Source organism: Trichococcus flocculiformis (assembly GCF_963662535.1).
GTDB classification, from domain to species: domain Bacteria; phylum Bacillota; class Bacilli; order Lactobacillales; family Aerococcaceae; genus Trichococcus; species Trichococcus flocculiformis.
The window spans coordinates 1,988,040-2,004,137 of the sequence record NZ_OY759718.1 but is presented as its reverse complement, the minus strand read 5'-3'; the positions used below and the strand labels follow the sequence as shown (position 1 = coordinate 2,004,137).

The following is a 16,098-nucleotide window of genomic DNA, read 5'->3' as shown; positions in this document are numbered from 1 at the left end:
TAGAGAAAATCATGGTCATTGTCGGACCGACAGCAGTGGGGAAAACCGCACTGAGCATCCGACTGGCAAAAAAATATAACGGTGAAATCATCAATGGCGATTCCATGCAAGTGTACGCAGGGTTGGACATCGGTACGGCTAAAGTGACCGAGGAAGAGGCTGAAGGCATCCCGCATCATCTTTTGGATATCATTCCAGTGGAGCAGGATTACACGGCGTCCGATTTCAAAAGGGACGCCAGACAAGCAATCGAGGCGATCCTGGCGAGAGGCAAGCTACCGATCGTTGTCGGAGGTTCGGGACTTTATATAGAAGGACTATTGTTTGATATGCAGTTTGGCGGGGTGGCTGCCGAAAATCCTGACTACCGGAAACAACTGGAGGCTGAGTTGGAGCGGACTGATGCCATGTGCATATGGAAGCAATTGCAGGCGAAGGATCCCAAAGCAGCTGAACAGATCCATCCGAACAACAGCAGAAGGGTGATCCGCGCTTTGGAAGTGATCCACTTCAGCGGAAAGCGTTTTTCGGATCAGGCAGATCGGGAGACAGCTCCACATTATGACGCCTTGCTGATTGGGCTTGACACCGATCGCGGTATCCTTTACGATCGCATCAACAGACGGGTGGATCTGATGACTGATAAGGGTCTGGTTGAAGAAGCTAAAGCTCTTTTTGACAGGAAACTGCCCGTCAAGACGCAAGCGACAAGAGGCATCGGCTACAAAGAATGGTTCGGTTTTTTCAATGGTGAAATCACATATGAAGAAGCCACAGAAATGCTGAAGCAAAATTCCAGACGCTATGCCAAAAGGCAGTTGACCTGGTTTCGAAACAGAATGAGCGGCATCCATTGGTTTGATTTGGTTCGGAACAGCCATGATATGCAGAAAATCGAAGATTTAGTCGAGGCGTTCTTAGCCTGATGGATGATAAAGAACGTATAAAGAAAGTTGGAAATTCTATGGAAAATACGAAAGAAAAAGTAATTCTGGTTAACGTTCAGACGAATCAAACAGATGAAGCCTTTGAATATGAGCTGAGAGAACTGGCTGAATTGACCGAAACCGCATTAGGGGAAGTTGTCGGCGTATTGACCCAAAAGAGGGAACGTAAGGATTCGCGCACTGTCATCGGCAAAGGGAAAGTGGAAGAGCTAGTGAATTTGTGTGCAGAATTAGAAGCAGATACCGTCATTTTCCAACAGGAGCTTTCTTCCAAGCAAGTGCGCAACATCCAAGAAACTGTCGACTGCAAAGTCATCGATCGTGTTCAACTGATATTGGATATCTTTGCAATGCGCGCACGCAGTAAAGAAGGGAAACTTCAGGTTGCCTTGGCGCAGTTGAGTTATCTATTGCCGCGTTTGATGGGTCAAGGCGTTAATTTATCCCGTCTAGGCGGTGGAATCGGAACAAGAGGACCGGGTGAGACAAAACTCGAGACCGACCGTAGACACATACACAGTCAGATGCAGGAAATCAAAAAGACATTGGAAGAAACAGAACTTCACCGTCAAAGGGCAAGAGAAAAGCGACATGCCAGCGAAGTTTTCCAAATCGGCTTGATTGGTTACACGAATGCAGGCAAATCGACGATCATTAACCGCTTGACTGATGCAGCAACGTTGGAAGAAGATAAATTGTTTGCAACGCTGGATCCTTTGACAAGGAAACTGACATTGCCTAATCAATTCCAGGCAACTATAACCGACACTGTAGGTTTTATCCAGGACCTTCCGACACAGTTGATCCATGCTTTCCATTCAACGTTGGAGGAGAGCCGCAATATGGATGTATTTTTGCATGTAGTGGATGCTTCGACTTCCTTCATCGATCAGCATGAGAAGACCGTCTTGGCATTGTTGAAGGATTTGGACATGGATAAGACACCTATGTTGACGATCTACAACAAACGGGATCTTGCAAGCCCGGATTTCCAGCCGAGACTCTTCCCGAACATCGTAATTTCTGCCCTTGAAGATGACGACATCAACCGATTGAAGGACTTCATCTGGGATGAAATCGCCAAAATGTTGGTTCCGTATACAAAGGACATTGATGCAAGCGGCCCTGAAGCCCGGACGATGAATAAGATGCAACAAGAGACCTTTGTGGAATCCATTGAGTACATAGAGGAAACAAACGCATATCGCTTAAGAGGATATGCTAAAACGAATTCAAAGTGGTTAGGAGACAAAGTAACTGATGCAAGTGACGAATAAAGAAGAACTACTGGCGGATCTGGTCGTTAAAGTGGACAACAAAATCCAGACCGTGTTTAAAGAAATACAGGAGAAGGCTTTATTTAATCAAGGCAAGGTGCTTGAAGCTTTCCGGAAGCACCGCGTCAGCGATTACCATTTTAATCCTAGTACAGGCTATGGCTATGATGACGACGGCCGCGATACGCTCGAGAAAGTCTATGCAGAGATTTTTCAGGCTGAAGCCGCTTTGGTCAGGCCGCAAATCATTTCCGGAACACACGCTATTTCGACTGCGCTCTTCGGAGTCTTGCGTCCCGGCGATGAATTGATCTACGTAACCGGAACGCCATACGATACGTTGTTGGACATCGTTGGTTTGACCGGAAACGGAATCGGCTCCCTAAAAGAGTTCAACATCGCTTATCAGCATATCGATCTGCTTGCGGACGGCAAAGTGGATATTCCGAGTGTTCTTAGAAAAATCAATACAAAAACAAAAATAATCGCGATACAACGCTCACGTGGCTATGCAGCCAGACCTTCCTTTACAATAAACGAAATTAAGGAGATGATTGCGGCAATCCGACCGCACGTTGGTCCGGAAGTTGTCTTTTTTGTCGACAACTGTTATGGCGAGTTCGTCGAAACACTTGAGCCGATTGAAGTCGGAGCGGATCTGATTGCCGGTTCCCTCATCAAAAACCCGGGCGGCGGCATCGTGAAGATGGGTGGTTACCTCGCGGGCAGAGAGGACCTGATTGAACGGTGTGCATACCGACTGACAACTCCCGGTATCGGTCGTGAAGCAGGCGCCTCACTCTACAGCCTTTTGGAGATGTATCAAGGCTTATTTTTGGCGCCCCATGTTGTCGGCGAAGCGGTGAAAGGTGCTGTCTATACAGCAGGATTGTTGGAGGAGTGCAACGTACCGTCTACCCCTGCTTGGGACAGCCCCCGCACTGATTTGATCCAGATGGTCGCATTACCGAGCAAGGAAGCGATGATTGCTTTTGCCCAGACGATCCAGAAATATTCGCCGGTTAACGCAGCAGTCAAACCGATTCCGGCCTATATGCCCGGTTATGAAGATGATGTCATCATGGCTGCCGGAACCTTCATTCAGGGCGCAAGCCTGGAATTGACGGCAGACGGGCCGATCAGACCGCCTTATCTCTTGTATGTGCAAGGCGGACTGACCTACGAGCATGTCAAATTGGCAGTCACTGCAGCCGTGAAGGATACGTTCTTCGCAGAATGATTTGTGATTTCAGGTTGAGTCAAATCTGTACTCAGCCTGAAAATCACTTTATTTTTTACATAAGGAGCTCACCTGCAGGAAAACCTCGAAACCTTCCTACGAAATAGTATTGACTTTAAGCTGGTCATCGCCTATAATATTAAATGTTGTGAGTCGTTTTGAGGACTCAAAATTTTGTCTCAATAGCTCAGCCGGATAGAGCATTCGCCTTCTAAGCGAACGGTCGGGAGTTCGAATCTCTCTTGAGACGTCCTATCTGTTTTCAGGATCAAATGTCCTTGTCAGAGAAAGGGTTATATCCGTTGTGAAGCGGGTGTGACGCTTTTTTTCTCGGCACAGAGCGATGTTCAGGACTGAAGATGGATAGCAAAACATAATTATCTATTTGTTGCAGCAGTGAAATTTTTTTGTGGAAATAGTCAAAATTATGGTGACAATTTAAACGGATTGCTGTATAATCATTTCTTGTGGCACTGGTTTGAAACTTCTTCAAATTTGTTTGGCCGAATAATCATTTTGTCTCAATAGCTCAGCCGGATAGAGCATTCGCCTTCTAAGCGAACGGTCGGGAGTTCGAATCTCTCTTGAGACGTCTAAAGATAATTGAAAAGACCGCTGCAAGGACTAATATCCTTACAGCGGTCTTTTTCTGTGGGAATGATTGTAACATATCCGGAAATCAATCCAGATATTCAAAGATATTTTTTGTCGTCTCGTCGAAAAGAACCTCATGCGAATCGCTGTTATCAATTTTTTTCAGCGGAAAGTTGGTGCGATAGATGCTTTGGTCAGGGAACTGCTCCAAATAGATGACAAAATTTTTGGGATAAAAACTTACCATTTTCGTGAATACATGATCTTGGTCAATGATGACAGTCTTCACTTCAGACATGCTTTTTACCCAGTAGGTATCGACATTGAAATATTCTCCTGGGTGAACCGTGTATTCATATTTCAGTATCGTAATCAGGTCATTCAACATCATAAATCCCTCCTAAACAGAATGTTAAAATTTTCACATCCTTATTATACCTCATAGTGAACAGATAATTAATACCTATTTAAAATGAAATTGCGGACAGCAGTCAACAAAATGAAAGATATGTTTCGATGTTAAAGGCAATAATTGAAAAAAATAGGCTAAATGATGGAAAGTGTGGTATACTACTACTTGTAAGTGTGTTGTAGTTCCTGGTTCTTAAAAGTGAGGCGATAATGGAAATGGTACGAAATATTACTGATGAAACAAAAACCATGATTGAGAGCGAATTACGTAAGGGCACGAGCAACTCACGTATTGCGAATCTGCTTGGCGTATCGTATGAGCAGGCTTTGGAAGTCGTCGAAGCCATCAAGGAATCTATACGACCTGAAATCGGTGACGAAATAAAATTTACCTTCCGTAAGCAGGAAATGGTAGGAGTAATCCGGAAATTATTGACAAATAGCGCCGTCGTAGAGATCTACTGGGATTTGTCCTCCGGCACGATGAAAGACATCTGCGAGGATAAAACAATCGTGAATTTCAAAGACATTGAAGAATTTGTTAAAGTTGATTAATACATATATGCAAAAGAAGCGGCACTCATCGTCGCTTCTTTTTGTTGCGGCAGGCCATACCAAGCAGGCTGGTTATCCTGCAGTTCAACGTAACCGTTTTAAATAGAGTAGGGACTCAATGAATCTTGCAGCACCGGAAGATATAACAGAAAAATTATTATCGAAATGCTTGACAGGTTGTATAAAATTTTATATAGTTTGAAAGTCGAAAGGTTTGAACATCAAACTATTTTGACCTTCAAGCGAATGTGGTTTGATTGGGCATCGAAAGGAGGAGAGCTATCTTTGGATCATTCCATAGATAAAATTAACTCATATCTCGTAGCAGTCTTCAGTGAAGTGTTGGATATCGAAGAGCGTGCATTGCGTGTCAGTACATTTTCTGATTTATCCATCAAGGAGATGCATACAGTCGAGGCAATCGGCATGTATCAAGCTCATACAACTTCTGAAGTAGCAAAAAAATTGAACATTACTGCGGGAACTTTGACGGTGGCCATAAACGCTCTGGTAAAAAAGGGGTATGTCGAACGCATTCGGATGGAGAAAGACCGCAGAGTCGTAAAACTAGGATTAACCAAAAAAGGACGCTTACTGTATCGTCTTCATGATAAGTTCCATAGAGAGATGGTAAAAAACACTATTCGCGATATGGAAGATCAGGAAGTGAAAGTTTTGCTGAAAGGCCTAAACAATCTTCACGGTTTCTTATTTGGGTTAGTTCAAAATATCAAGGAACAGGGTTGATGAAATTGGGTTCAAAGATTAGCGCAACAGGTCACTACCTTCCTGAACAGGTCATCTCAAACGATGATCTGTCTAAAATCATGGACACAAGTGATGAGTGGATCAGCAAAAGGACAGGCATCCGCAGCCGACACATTTCGAAGGATGAAAATACTTCCGATTTATCAAGCAAAGCGGCCGTCAAAATTTTGCAAAACGGTAAGATCACTGCAGACCAACTGGACTTCATTATCGTAGCAACAATGACGCCGGATGCTCTCAGCCCATCGACTGCTTGTTTAGTGCAAGAAAAGATAGGCGCAGTAAATGCTTTCTGTTTCGATATCAATGCAGCTTGTTCCGGCTTTGTCTACGCATTGTCCACCGGTCTCCATATGATGCAGAGCGGTCTCTATCAATATGGCATGATCATCGGTGCTGAGACAATGTCAAAAGTCGTCAACTGGGAAGACCGTTCTACGGCTGTTCTGTTTGGGGATGGCGCTGGCGGTTTGTTGTTGGAACGAACGGAAGATGATTGCTTCGTTGCAGAAGCGATCCATTCTGATGGTGGACGCCATATGGCATTAGTGGCGAACACGATGAAAGTAGAAAATCCGTATGGAGACTCCTCGCAAAAGGAACAAGCTTTCCTTACGATGGATGGCAGAGCCATCTTTGATTTTGCAATCCGCAGTGTGCCAAGCGTCATACGCGAAGTGATGGAGAAGGGAAATCTTTCTGATGGCGATCTGAAGAAGATTTTGGCTCATCAAGCAAATGTGCGCTTATTGGAGGCAATCAGCAAAAAAGTGAAATTGCCATTTTCACTGTTTGCCACAAACATTGCGGAAACGGGCAACACTTCAGCAGCAAGCATTCCGATATTGTTGGATCAGCTTGTTCAAACCAAGGAAATTCAACTCGGCACCAAAGATAAGGTGCTGATGACAGGATTTGGTGGCGGCCTCACTTGGGGAGCCATCGTAGTATCATTAAACTAAAAAAAACATATTTGGAGGAATTTATTATGACATTCGAAAAAATTCAAGCTATTATCGTGGACCAATTGGACAAAGAAGTAGAAGAAGTACAATTAGCAACTAACTTCAGAGAAGACTTAGATGCGGACAGCTTAGACTTATTCCAAATCATCAACGACATCGAAGACGAATTCGACATCAAAATCGAATCAGACGAAGGCATCAACACTGTTGAAGATTTAGTTAAATACGTTGACGCTCAATTAGCAGAATAAGCAGTAGCAGGAAAGTAGGCCTTGTATGAAATCAGAATTATGTGAATTATTAGGTATTCAATATCCCATCATTCAAGGGGCAATGGCGTGGGTAGCGGATGCTGATTTGGCAAGTGCCGTTTCCAATGCTGGTGGTTTGGGTCTTATCGGGACTGGACATGATAGTGTGGATGTAGCGAATGAGAAAATTTCGAAAATGAAAGCATTGACGGATAAGCCTTTCGGTGTAAACATCATGCTTTTGAATCCGCATGTCGATGCTATCGTAGAAGCAGTTATCGCTGCCGGCGTTAAGGTTGTCACAACCGGCGCCGGAAGTCCAGCCCGTTATATGAACCAATTCAAAGAAGCAGGCATTACCGTTATTCCGGTAGTGGCTTCCGTAGCTTTAGCGAGAAGAATGGAGAAAGATGGCGCACACGCTGTCGTAGTCGAAGGCATGGAATCCGGTGGTCACATCGGGAAAACAACGACACTTGCCCTGGTTCCTCAGGTTGTCGATGCCGTTTCGATTCCAGTCATCGCTGCCGGTGGTATCGGCGACGGACGTGGGATGGCAGCTGCTTTCATGTTGGGCGCATCTGCTGTTCAGGTAGGTACTCGTTTTGTAGTAGCCACAGAATCCAATGCACATCAAAACTTCAAGAATGCTATCCTCAAGGCAAAAGACATCGATACAGTCATTACCGGTCAGATTACCGGACATCCTGTTCGTGTGTTGCGCAATAAGTTGACCAGAGAATATCTGCAAGTCGAAAAAGAAGAGACAAGCAAGGAAAATCCGGACTTGGCAAAACTTGAAGAAATGGGCAAAGGCGCTCTGAGAAGAGCGACTGTTGATGGCGATAAAGACTACGGTTCGATGATGGCCGGACAAATCGCCGGTTTGATTTCGAAGGAACAAACGTGTCACGAGATCATACAAGAGTATATGACGGAATGCAAAGAAGTTATTTTGGCCCAAGCTAAATTGTGGGCTGAGTAACAAATTTATAGAGGTGAAATAATGGCAACAGCTTTTGTCTATAGTGGTCAGGGTGCACAATATTTCGGTATGGGTCAAGAACTTTATAACGAGTATGCCGTTGTGCGCGCTGTTTTTGAGGAAGCCTCAGCAACGCTTGGTTACGATGTTGCAGAATTATGTTTCCAAGAGAATGACAAGCTTCATTTAACTGAATATACACAACCAGCAATCTTAACGGTTAGCTACGCCCTTGATCAATTACTAGCTGAAAAGGGAATTCAGCCAGATTTTGTTGCAGGATTGAGCCTCGGAGAATATACAGCACTGGTGAAAGCCAATGCTTTTTCTTTTAATGAGGCTATTTCGCTCGTAGCGAAACGCGGAAAATACATGAGCGAAGCTGTGCCGGCAGGCCGTGGGAAAATGGCTGCCGTCATGAATGCGGAACGTTCTGTCATCGAAGAATCTTGCCGGGAAGCGAGCGAGACAGCCTATGTCGCGCCTGCCAACTATAACATGCCGACGCAGATTGTTATCGGCGGAGAAATCGAAGGCGTGGATAAAGCCATCGAAATCCTTGAATCCAAAGGCGTGAAACGCATCATCCCTTTGAAAGTCAGCGGTCCTTTCCATACGGCTCTGTTGCATCCTGCAGCGGAAAAGTTGGAAGTAGCCTTGTCTGAAGTGGCTGTCGATGAACCGAAGATACCGGTCGTTGGCAATACCGAAGCGACCATCGTAGCAAGAGACGCCATCAAGGGTCTTTTAGTGCGTCAGATCGAATCGCCGGTACTTTGGGAAGACAGCGTCCGCAAGTTGGTTGAACTGGGAGTGGACACCTTTGTGGAAGTCGGCCCAGGCACGACTTTAAGCAAATTCATCAAAAAAATCAACAAAGAGGTCGCTGTATATAATGTGGAGGATTTGAAATCCCTCACCAAGACCCTTGAAGCATTACAAAAATAAGAAGATCAGATAAGAAATGAGGGATAGTCTTGGATTTAAAAGGAAAGACGGTCATCGTCACTGGTAGTTCAAGAGGAATCGGCGAAGCCATCGCTGAAGCTTATGCGAAACGTGGAGCCAATATCGTTCTGAATGCACGTAAACCGATTGCTGAAGAAAAAGTTGCGCATCTGGAATCTTACGGTGTAACTGTAAAAACGCTCCTAGGAGATGTCAGCGATTTTGAGACTGCCAAAGAAATCGTCAGCCAGGCCAAAGAACTGTTCGGTTCTGTTGATGTTTTGGTCAACAACGCTGGGATTACCCGCGACAAATTGATCATGCGCATGGATGAGGAGGACTTTGATGCCACTTATCAAGTGAACTTGAAAGGTACCTTCAATATGATCCGCCACGCCTTGCCTCTAATGCTGAAACAAAGAGCCGGCAGTATCATCAATATTTCCAGCGTAGTCGGTGAAACCGGAAATACAGGGCAGGCCAACTATGCCGCCAGCAAAGCCGGTATCATCGGATTGACGAAATCTGTCGCCCGTGAAGCTGCGACAAGAGGCATTACGTGTAATGCCATTGCACCAGGATTCATCGAAACGGAAATGACGGATGTTCTTTCGGAAAAGATTCAAGAACAAATGTTGACGCAAATCCCATTGAAACGATTTGGAAAAGCCGAAGAAGTGGCAAACACTGCTGTCTTCTTGAGTGAGAATACTTACATCACCGGCCAGACCATCAGTGTCAATGGCGGCATGTACATGTAAGACAGGAGGATAAATATGAATCGCGTTGTTATTACAGGTATGGGTGCTATCACCCCTTTAGGAAATACAGTCACTGAATTTTGGGACGGCATCAAAAACGGTAAAAACGGTATTGCTGCCATCACAAATTTTGATGCAAGCGAAACGGGCATATCCGTCGCAGGTGAAGTGAAAGACTTTGATGCGACCAAGTATATGGACCGAAAAGAATACAAGCGTATGGATTTGTTTTCGCAATATGCGGTAGCTGCCTCTGCTCAAGCCGTGGAACAAAGCGGCATCGACATGGAAAAAATCGATGCGGACCGCTTTGGCGTTACCATCGGCTCTGGTGTCGGCGGTTTCATTACAATGGAATCCGGCATCATCAAAATGCATGAAAAAGGACCGAAACGCGTCCCACCTATGTTCGTTCCGATGGCAATCGGCAACATGGCGGCAGGAAATACTGCCATCAAATTCGGTGCTAAAGGACCGAGCATGGACATCGTTACTGCTTGTGCTTCTGCGACAAATTCAATCGGAGAAGCATTCCGCAGCATCAAGCATGGTTATGCCGATTTGATGCTTGCAGGTGGATCGGAAGCTACGGTGTGTGAAATCGGTATCGCTGGTTTCGCGGCTCTGACTGCTTTATCCACTAGCACCGATCCGGACCGTGCGTCCATTCCTTTCGATAAAGAACGAAATGGTTTTGTCATGGGTGAAGGTGCGGGCATTTTGATGCTTGAAAATCTTGATCACGCACTGGCACGAGGCGCAAATATCTTGGCTGAAGTTGTCGGTTATGGCGTCACCTGTGATGCCTATCATATGACGGCTCCATCAGCTGATGGAAGCGGTGCTGGCAAAGCGATGATCCTGGCGATGAAAGAAGCAGGCATCACTCCAGCGCAAGTCGATTACATCAACGCTCATGGAACAAGTACGCCTGCAAATGATTCAGGCGAAACGGCTGCAATCAAGTACGCATTCGGCGAAGAAGCTCACAATGTCGCTATCTCAAGCACAAAGAGTATGACGGGACATTTGCTGGGCGCAGCCGGCGGTATCGAAGCGGTTGCCTGTGTCAAAACTATCCAAGATGATTTCATGCCGCCTACAATCGGCTTCCAAACGGCTGATGAAAATTGCGATCTAGACTACATCCCGAATGTAGGACGTGAAAAAGAAGTCACTTACACATTGAGTAACTCTCTGGGCTTCGGCGGCCACAATGCCGTACTATGTTTCAAAAAATGGGAGGCTTAATACATGAATATTGAAGATGTAAAAAGCCTGATCTCCTTGATCGATGATTCAACCTTGACTGAGTTGCACTATCAGACAGGTGACTTTCAGCTCCTGTTGTCGAAGAACAAGTTGGTTCAAACGAACCAGCAGTCAAGCGACAACATTCAGGCAGAAGTTCCTAGTCCAGCAGTGATCGCTCCAGTCCAAAACCTCAAGGAGGCTGTTTCTGAAGCGGCTACTGCAAAAGAAGGAAAAATCATCACTTCCCCGATCGTCGGTGTTGTTTACCTGGCACCGACCCCTGAAGCAAAACCTTACGCCATTAAAGGCCAGAGCATCGCAAAAGGCGACGTTGTCTGTTTGGTGGAAGCGATGAAACTTATGAATGAAATCAAAAGCGAATTCGATGGGGAAATCGTTGAAGTGTTGGTTGAAAATGAACAAATCGTTGAATACAACCAACCATTGTTCCGTATCGTCTAATAAAAGGAGACTAATAAAATGAGTTTATTGAGTGCACAAGAAGTAATGGATATCATCCCGAATCGCTATCCGATTTTCTTCATCGATAAAGTTGAAGAATTGACACCAGGCGAACACATCGTCTGCTACAAAAACGTAACAATCAACGAGCCTTTCTTCCAAGGCCACTTCCCTGGAGAGCCAGTAATGCCAGGTGTACTGATTGTTGAAGCATTGGCTCAAGCAGGATCTATTCCGTTGTTGACATTGCCTGATTTCAAGGGTCAGACAGCTTACTTGGGCGGATTGAATAAAGTCAAATTCCGTCAAAAAGTTGTTCCAGGAGACGTTCTTCGCCTCCAAGTGGATATCGTCAAATTGAAGAAATTTGCAGGTGTCGGTTATGGGCAAGCTTTTGTCGGTGACAAAAAAGTTTGTGAAGTTGAAATGACATTCATCATTGGTAGATAATATGTTTACGAAGGTATTGATCGCAAACAGAGGAGAAATTGCTGTCAGGATCATTCGTGCTTGTCATGAGTTAGGAATCCAAACGGTTGCGGTCTATTCTGAAGCTGACCGCGAAGCATTGCATACACAACTAGCCACTCAGGCTATTTGTATCGGCCCTGCAAAAGCAAGCGATTCCTATCTGAATATGACAAGCATCTTGAGTGCAGCAGTCGTTACAGGGGCACAAGCTATCCACCCAGGCTTCGGGTTCCTCTCGGAAAACAGCGCATTCGCCACAATGTGTGAAGAAATGAATATCCGATTCATCGGACCTTCTTCCACCATCATCGACCTGATGGGCAATAAAGCAAATGCCCGCAAGACGATGATTGCAGCAGGCGTACCAGTCACTCCGGGAAGCGAAGGCTACATCTCTTCATACGAAGAGGCAGTGGTACAAGCTGAGAAAATCGGTTATCCCGTCATCCTGAAAGCTGCCGCTGGTGGTGGGGGTAAGGGGATGCGGAAAGTCTACCAAGAAAACGGACTGGAGGCAGCCTTCAGCCAAGCGAAAGCGGAAGCTAAGGCGGCTTTCGGGGACGACAGCATGTACCTTGAAAAGATCATCACGCCGGCTCGCCATATCGAAGTGCAGATTTTAGGTGATTCTTTCGGAAATGTCGTCCATTTGGGCGAGCGTGATTGCTCCTTGCAACGCAATCATCAGAAAGTGTTGGAAGAAAGTCCATCCACATTTATTTCTGAGGAGACCCGCAAAGCCATGGGGGACGTCGCCATCCGGGCGGCTAAACATGTCGGCTATACCAATGCAGGGACAATCGAGTTTCTTGTCGATACGGAACAACGGTTTTATTTCATGGAAATGAACACACGTATCCAAGTGGAGCATCCGGTAACCGAAATGGCGACTGGCATCGATATCGTAAAGGAACAATTGCGCATCGCGAGCGGTGAGCCTTTGTCCTTTACGCAAGATGAAGTTGTTATCACCGGTCATACGATCGAGTGCCGTATCAATGCTGAAAATCCGGCTTTGGGCTTCCGTCCTTCGTCCGGAAAAATCGACTACCTGTTCCTGCCCAGCGGCGGGAATGGACTGCGCGTGGAAAGCGCCATGTACGGCGGATATATGATTCCGCCGTTCTATGACTCGATGATCGCGAAAATCATCACAAAAGGTGACAACAGAAGTGAAGCAATCGCCAAAATGAGGCGTGCGCTGCAGGAACTGGTCATCGAGGGAGTCGACACGAACCAATTCTTCCAAGAAGATATTTTGCAGGATCCAAACTTCATTTCCGGAGATTACGATACAGAATATCTCCAAAATGTGTTCCTGAAGACGTGGGCGCCTGAAGAAGAGGAAAGTGTATAAATCAATTAGTCAAGAAGTCACACTAGAGGTGAGGAAATGAAATTATTTCGTAAGCGTCCTTACATTCCGATAGCTCAAGTTCCCGCTTCAAAAGCAGACGATCAGAAACCGATCGTTCCTGAAGGCCTATGGGAAAAATGCCCGAATTGTCAAAAGACGATCTACAGCAAGGATTTAGGGAAAGATAAAGTATGCCCGCATTGTGCCTACAATTTCAGGATCCCGGCATACGAACGCATTTCCAGTATCGTTGATGAAGGTACTTTTGATGAATGGAATGCGCTCATGCCTGAAGAAAATCCACTGGCGTTTCCCGGGTATGAGAACAAATTGAAGATCGCCAAAGAAAAAACGGGACTTGACGAAGCGGTTGTAACAGGCGCGGCATTCATCAATAAGCATAAAGTTGCTTTGTGTGTGATGGATTCGAACTTTATCATGGCAAGCATGGGGAAAGTGGTCGGCGAGAAATTGACACGTGCATTTGAACGTGCAACGGTTGAAAAGCTCCCGATCATCGTCTTCACGGCTTCAGGCGGTGCCAGAATGCAAGAGGGCATCATGTCCTTGATGCAGATGGCTAAAGTCAGCGTTGCAGTCTCCAATCACAGTAAAGCAGGACTTTTGTACATCACAGTCCTGACCGATCCGACAACTGGGGGCGTAACGGCCAGCTTTGCAATGCAGGGGGATATTATCCTAGCTGAAACAGGGGCGACTGTCGGTTTCGCCGGCAAGCGCGTCATCGAACAGACAATCAAAGCAAAATTACCAGAAGGCTTCCAGACAGCTGAAAAAGTGCTGGAAAACGGCTTTATCGACAAAATAGTAGCCAGAAAAGATTTAAGGAGAGCATTGCAGCATTTATTGCTGTTGCATGCTCCTGCAGAAAAGGCGGGTGAAGTGCAGTGAAGGATGTCAAAGAAATTATCACCTCTGCAAGAAGCATCTCCCGTCTGACGGCGACAGAAATGATCCATGCCATTTGTGAAGGCTTTGTTGAATTCCACGGCGACAGAAAGTTCGGTGACGACCCTGCTATCGTCGGTGGGATCGCATTGTTGGATGACATGCCGGTAACCGTCATCGGAACCCAAAAAGGCCATGACGTGACTGAAAATGTCTACCGGAATTTCGGATCCCCGCATCCGGAGGGCTACCGCAAAGCGATCCGTTTGATGAAACAGGCGGAGAAATTCAATCGTCCGATCGTTACTTTCATCAATACCTCAGGCGCTTTTTGCGATGTCGATTCTGAAGATCGAGGCATCGGTGAAGCCATCGCTGAGTCGCTTTTGGTGATGAGCCAATTGACGGTTCCTTTCATCGCCATCTTTATCGGTGAGGGAGGCAGCGGCGGAGCCTTGGCGCTGGCAATGGGCAACGAGGTATGGATGTTGGAGAATACCATGTATTCTGTCCTGTCACCGGAAGGCTTTGCTTCCATTTTGTGGAAAGATTCTTCACGATCCGATGAAGCAGCCAAAGTAATGAAGTTGACGCCTGATGATCTCTTTTCATTGGACGTCATCGACAAAATCATTATGGAAACCCGTAGGAAAGTGGCCCGTAAATCGGATGATGTCATGCTGGAACTGAAGCAAGAATTAAGTGCCAAGCTGAAAGAGCTGAAGCAACTGACTCCAGCTGAATTGGTCGAGCAACGCCAGAAACGATTCCGGAACTATTGATCAATGAACGATTATGGACCGCCCACACAGCAGCAGCTGTGCGGGGCGGTTTTTTTCGCGTTCGCTTTTGTGTTATAATGACCTAACAGGAAAATCAGCGTAGATTGGGGTGATGGAAATGGGAGATAAAATTATTTTTCCATTAAATTACGAAGGATACTTGAAAAAGGGACTATTGGCATTTGAAGAGGGGAATCTGCAGCTTGCGGAAGAATGGATCGGCAAGGCTGTTGCCATCAAAAAGACGGACGATATGCTCCCGCTGTACCTCATGTTGTTGCAAGAGACTAATCAAACAGAGAAGTGCCTGGAGATGATAACCGAAATGCGTCCGGATATTGCTTCCGCCATTTCGGTCGACGATATTGATTTCCTTTACTTGAAAGGCTTATTGCATTCCGGATCATTCGACATGGCTCGTGAACAAATCGAAGCACGCAAAAATACTTTCGGGCTTTCGATGGAACATCAATTTGCTTTGGAGCAATTGGAGGCTGAAGTCGAGAAAGCTGAACTGAAGAATTTGGAAAGAAAACTAAAAAGAAGTTCAGAAATCCTCCAAGCTGAAAAAAACATCGATACGCAACCGTTCCACAAGCAGCAGACATACGCGCAACAATTGAAGGAATTGGAGGATGACCAATTCGGCAAGATAGCGCAACGCTTACTCATGAATAATAATCTCCATCGGATGCTCAAAACAGAGATCATTCATCAATTTCTTGCGCGTGGGCTCCATCCGACGGTAGCTGTCAGGTTGGACGGAAGCGAAGAAAAATTGGACCTGGCTGGATTGGTCCCCTTGATCGAGTCAAAGACGTACAAAGAAGGAATGGCGTATATCCGTGAAGAAATCGCCAATAAAAATCCGACTGTGGCAGATGCCATGGAAAATGCCTTTTTCATGCAGTTGTCCCTTCTTTATCCGTTCGAAGCCAGGACCATACCGTCCGTTTCGGAGTGGTTGGAGGTGGTCTACCGCATTTACAATGGGATCGGATCGACGGGCGAGCCGAGCGAAAATAAAATCCGCGATGAAATTGATCAATTGGAAAATAAGCTGGCCGAATTTTTTGGTTTTTTTGAATAAGTGCCAATGAAGCTATCAGAATAATTGACTCTATAGGGATTCCTCTCTATAATGGGGGTAACCCGTCTTTG

The 16,098-nt window shown here is 45.7% G+C and carries 18 protein-coding genes and 2 tRNA genes; 19 read left to right on the top strand and 1 reads right to left on the bottom strand.

The window, feature by feature from the left end; genetic code table 11:
• Window positions 1–11: 11 nt before the first annotated feature.
• From miaA to ACKPCD_RS09505, 5 genes are all read left to right on the top strand, one after another.
• A complete protein-coding gene (gene miaA / locus ACKPCD_RS09525) occupies window positions 12–926 on the top strand; it encodes a tRNA (adenosine(37)-N6)-dimethylallyltransferase MiaA (RefSeq protein WP_321434554.1) in 915 nt (304 codons plus the stop codon).
• Between the two features lie 38 nt (window positions 927–964).
• Window positions 965–2,224: a GTPase HflX gene (gene hflX, locus ACKPCD_RS09520; protein WP_276641309.1), complete on the top strand. Its 1,260-nt coding sequence runs from the start codon at window positions 965–967 to the stop codon at window positions 2,222–2,224.
• Window positions 2,208–3,464: a methionine gamma-lyase family protein gene (locus ACKPCD_RS09515; RefSeq protein ID WP_321433045.1), complete on the top strand. Its 1,257-nt coding sequence runs from the start codon at window positions 2,208–2,210 to the stop codon at window positions 3,462–3,464. The genes hflX and ACKPCD_RS09515 overlap by 17 nt, the downstream gene beginning before the upstream one ends.
• Before the next feature lie 176 nt (window positions 3,465–3,640).
• A tRNA-Arg gene (locus ACKPCD_RS09510) sits at window positions 3,641–3,714 on the top strand.
• 268 nt (window positions 3,715–3,982) lie between these two features.
• Window positions 3,983–4,056: transfer RNA gene (locus tag ACKPCD_RS09505), tRNA-Arg, on the top strand.
• Window positions 4,057–4,143: 87 nt separating this feature from the next.
• On the opposite strand, the gene ACKPCD_RS09500 is transcribed toward ACKPCD_RS09505, so the two are convergent.
• Window positions 4,144–4,449 carry a hypothetical protein gene (locus ACKPCD_RS09500; protein ID WP_321433044.1) on the bottom strand — a complete coding sequence of 102 codons (306 nt, stop codon included), beginning with the start codon at window positions 4,447–4,449 and terminating at the stop codon, window positions 4,144–4,146.
• Window positions 4,450–4,685: 236 nt separating this feature from the next.
• On the opposite strand from ACKPCD_RS09500, the gene ACKPCD_RS09495 reads away from it, so the two are divergent.
• The 14 genes from ACKPCD_RS09495 to ACKPCD_RS09430 all read left to right on the top strand — a co-directional run bounded on the left by ACKPCD_RS09495 (window position 4,686) and on the right by ACKPCD_RS09430 (window position 16,027).
• On the top strand, window positions 4,686–5,024 hold the full coding sequence (locus ACKPCD_RS09495) for a hypothetical protein (protein WP_068559835.1): 339 nt from the start codon (window positions 4,686–4,688) through the stop codon (window positions 5,022–5,024).
• A gap of 285 nt (window positions 5,025–5,309) precedes the next feature.
• Entirely contained in the window at window positions 5,310–5,771 is a 462-nt protein-coding gene (gene fabT / locus ACKPCD_RS09490; protein WP_068559714.1) for a fatty acid biosynthesis transcriptional regulator FabT, read from the top strand.
• A complete protein-coding gene (locus ACKPCD_RS09485; protein WP_288925608.1) occupies window positions 5,771–6,754 on the top strand; it encodes a beta-ketoacyl-ACP synthase III in 984 nt (327 codons plus the stop codon). Before fabT ends, ACKPCD_RS09485 begins: the two co-directional genes overlap by 1 nt.
• Window positions 6,755–6,780: 26 nt before the next feature.
• Window positions 6,781–7,008 (top strand): acyl carrier protein, encoded by a 228-nt coding sequence (locus ACKPCD_RS09480; RefSeq protein WP_068622893.1) that lies wholly within the window; start codon window positions 6,781–6,783, stop codon window positions 7,006–7,008.
• A 25-nt stretch (window positions 7,009–7,033) separates the two neighbouring features.
• Window positions 7,034–7,993 (top strand): enoyl-[acyl-carrier-protein] reductase FabK, encoded by a 960-nt coding sequence (gene fabK, locus ACKPCD_RS09475; RefSeq protein WP_086988067.1) that lies wholly within the window; start codon window positions 7,034–7,036, stop codon window positions 7,991–7,993.
• Between the two features lie 21 nt (window positions 7,994–8,014).
• A complete protein-coding gene (gene fabD, locus ACKPCD_RS09470; RefSeq protein ID WP_086988066.1) occupies window positions 8,015–8,941 on the top strand; it encodes an ACP S-malonyltransferase in 927 nt (308 codons plus the stop codon).
• Between the two features lie 29 nt (window positions 8,942–8,970).
• On the top strand, window positions 8,971–9,702 hold the full coding sequence (gene fabG, locus ACKPCD_RS09465) for a 3-oxoacyl-[acyl-carrier-protein] reductase (RefSeq protein ID WP_068559704.1): 732 nt from the start codon (window positions 8,971–8,973) through the stop codon (window positions 9,700–9,702).
• A 15-nt stretch (window positions 9,703–9,717) separates the two neighbouring features.
• Window positions 9,718–10,953, top strand: coding sequence for a beta-ketoacyl-ACP synthase II (gene fabF, locus ACKPCD_RS09460; RefSeq protein WP_321433043.1), 1,236 nt, complete (start codon window positions 9,718–9,720; stop codon window positions 10,951–10,953).
• Window positions 10,954–10,956: 3 nt separating this feature from the next.
• Window positions 10,957–11,418 (top strand): acetyl-CoA carboxylase biotin carboxyl carrier protein, encoded by a 462-nt coding sequence (accB, locus tag ACKPCD_RS09455; protein WP_086988063.1) that lies wholly within the window; start codon window positions 10,957–10,959, stop codon window positions 11,416–11,418.
• Between the two features lie 18 nt (window positions 11,419–11,436).
• On the top strand, window positions 11,437–11,868 hold the full coding sequence (fabZ, locus tag ACKPCD_RS09450) for a 3-hydroxyacyl-ACP dehydratase FabZ (protein WP_321433042.1): 432 nt from the start codon (window positions 11,437–11,439) through the stop codon (window positions 11,866–11,868).
• A 1-nt stretch (window position 11,869) separates the two neighbouring features.
• On the top strand, window positions 11,870–13,246 hold the full coding sequence (locus tag ACKPCD_RS09445; protein ID WP_086988062.1) for an acetyl-CoA carboxylase biotin carboxylase subunit: 1,377 nt from the start codon (window positions 11,870–11,872) through the stop codon (window positions 13,244–13,246).
• A 36-nt stretch (window positions 13,247–13,282) separates the two neighbouring features.
• Window positions 13,283–14,158: an acetyl-CoA carboxylase, carboxyltransferase subunit beta gene (gene accD / locus ACKPCD_RS09440; protein ID WP_321433041.1), complete on the top strand. Its 876-nt coding sequence runs from the start codon at window positions 13,283–13,285 to the stop codon at window positions 14,156–14,158.
• Window positions 14,155–14,937 carry an acetyl-CoA carboxylase carboxyl transferase subunit alpha gene (gene accA / locus ACKPCD_RS09435; RefSeq protein WP_068559692.1) on the top strand — a complete coding sequence of 261 codons (783 nt, stop codon included), beginning with the start codon at window positions 14,155–14,157 and terminating at the stop codon, window positions 14,935–14,937. Before accD ends, accA begins: the two co-directional genes overlap by 4 nt.
• 118 nt (window positions 14,938–15,055) lie before the next feature.
• Window positions 15,056–16,027, top strand: coding sequence for a tetratricopeptide repeat protein (locus ACKPCD_RS09430; protein ID WP_321433040.1), 972 nt, complete (start codon window positions 15,056–15,058; stop codon window positions 16,025–16,027).
• Window positions 16,028–16,098 lie beyond the last annotated feature (71 nt).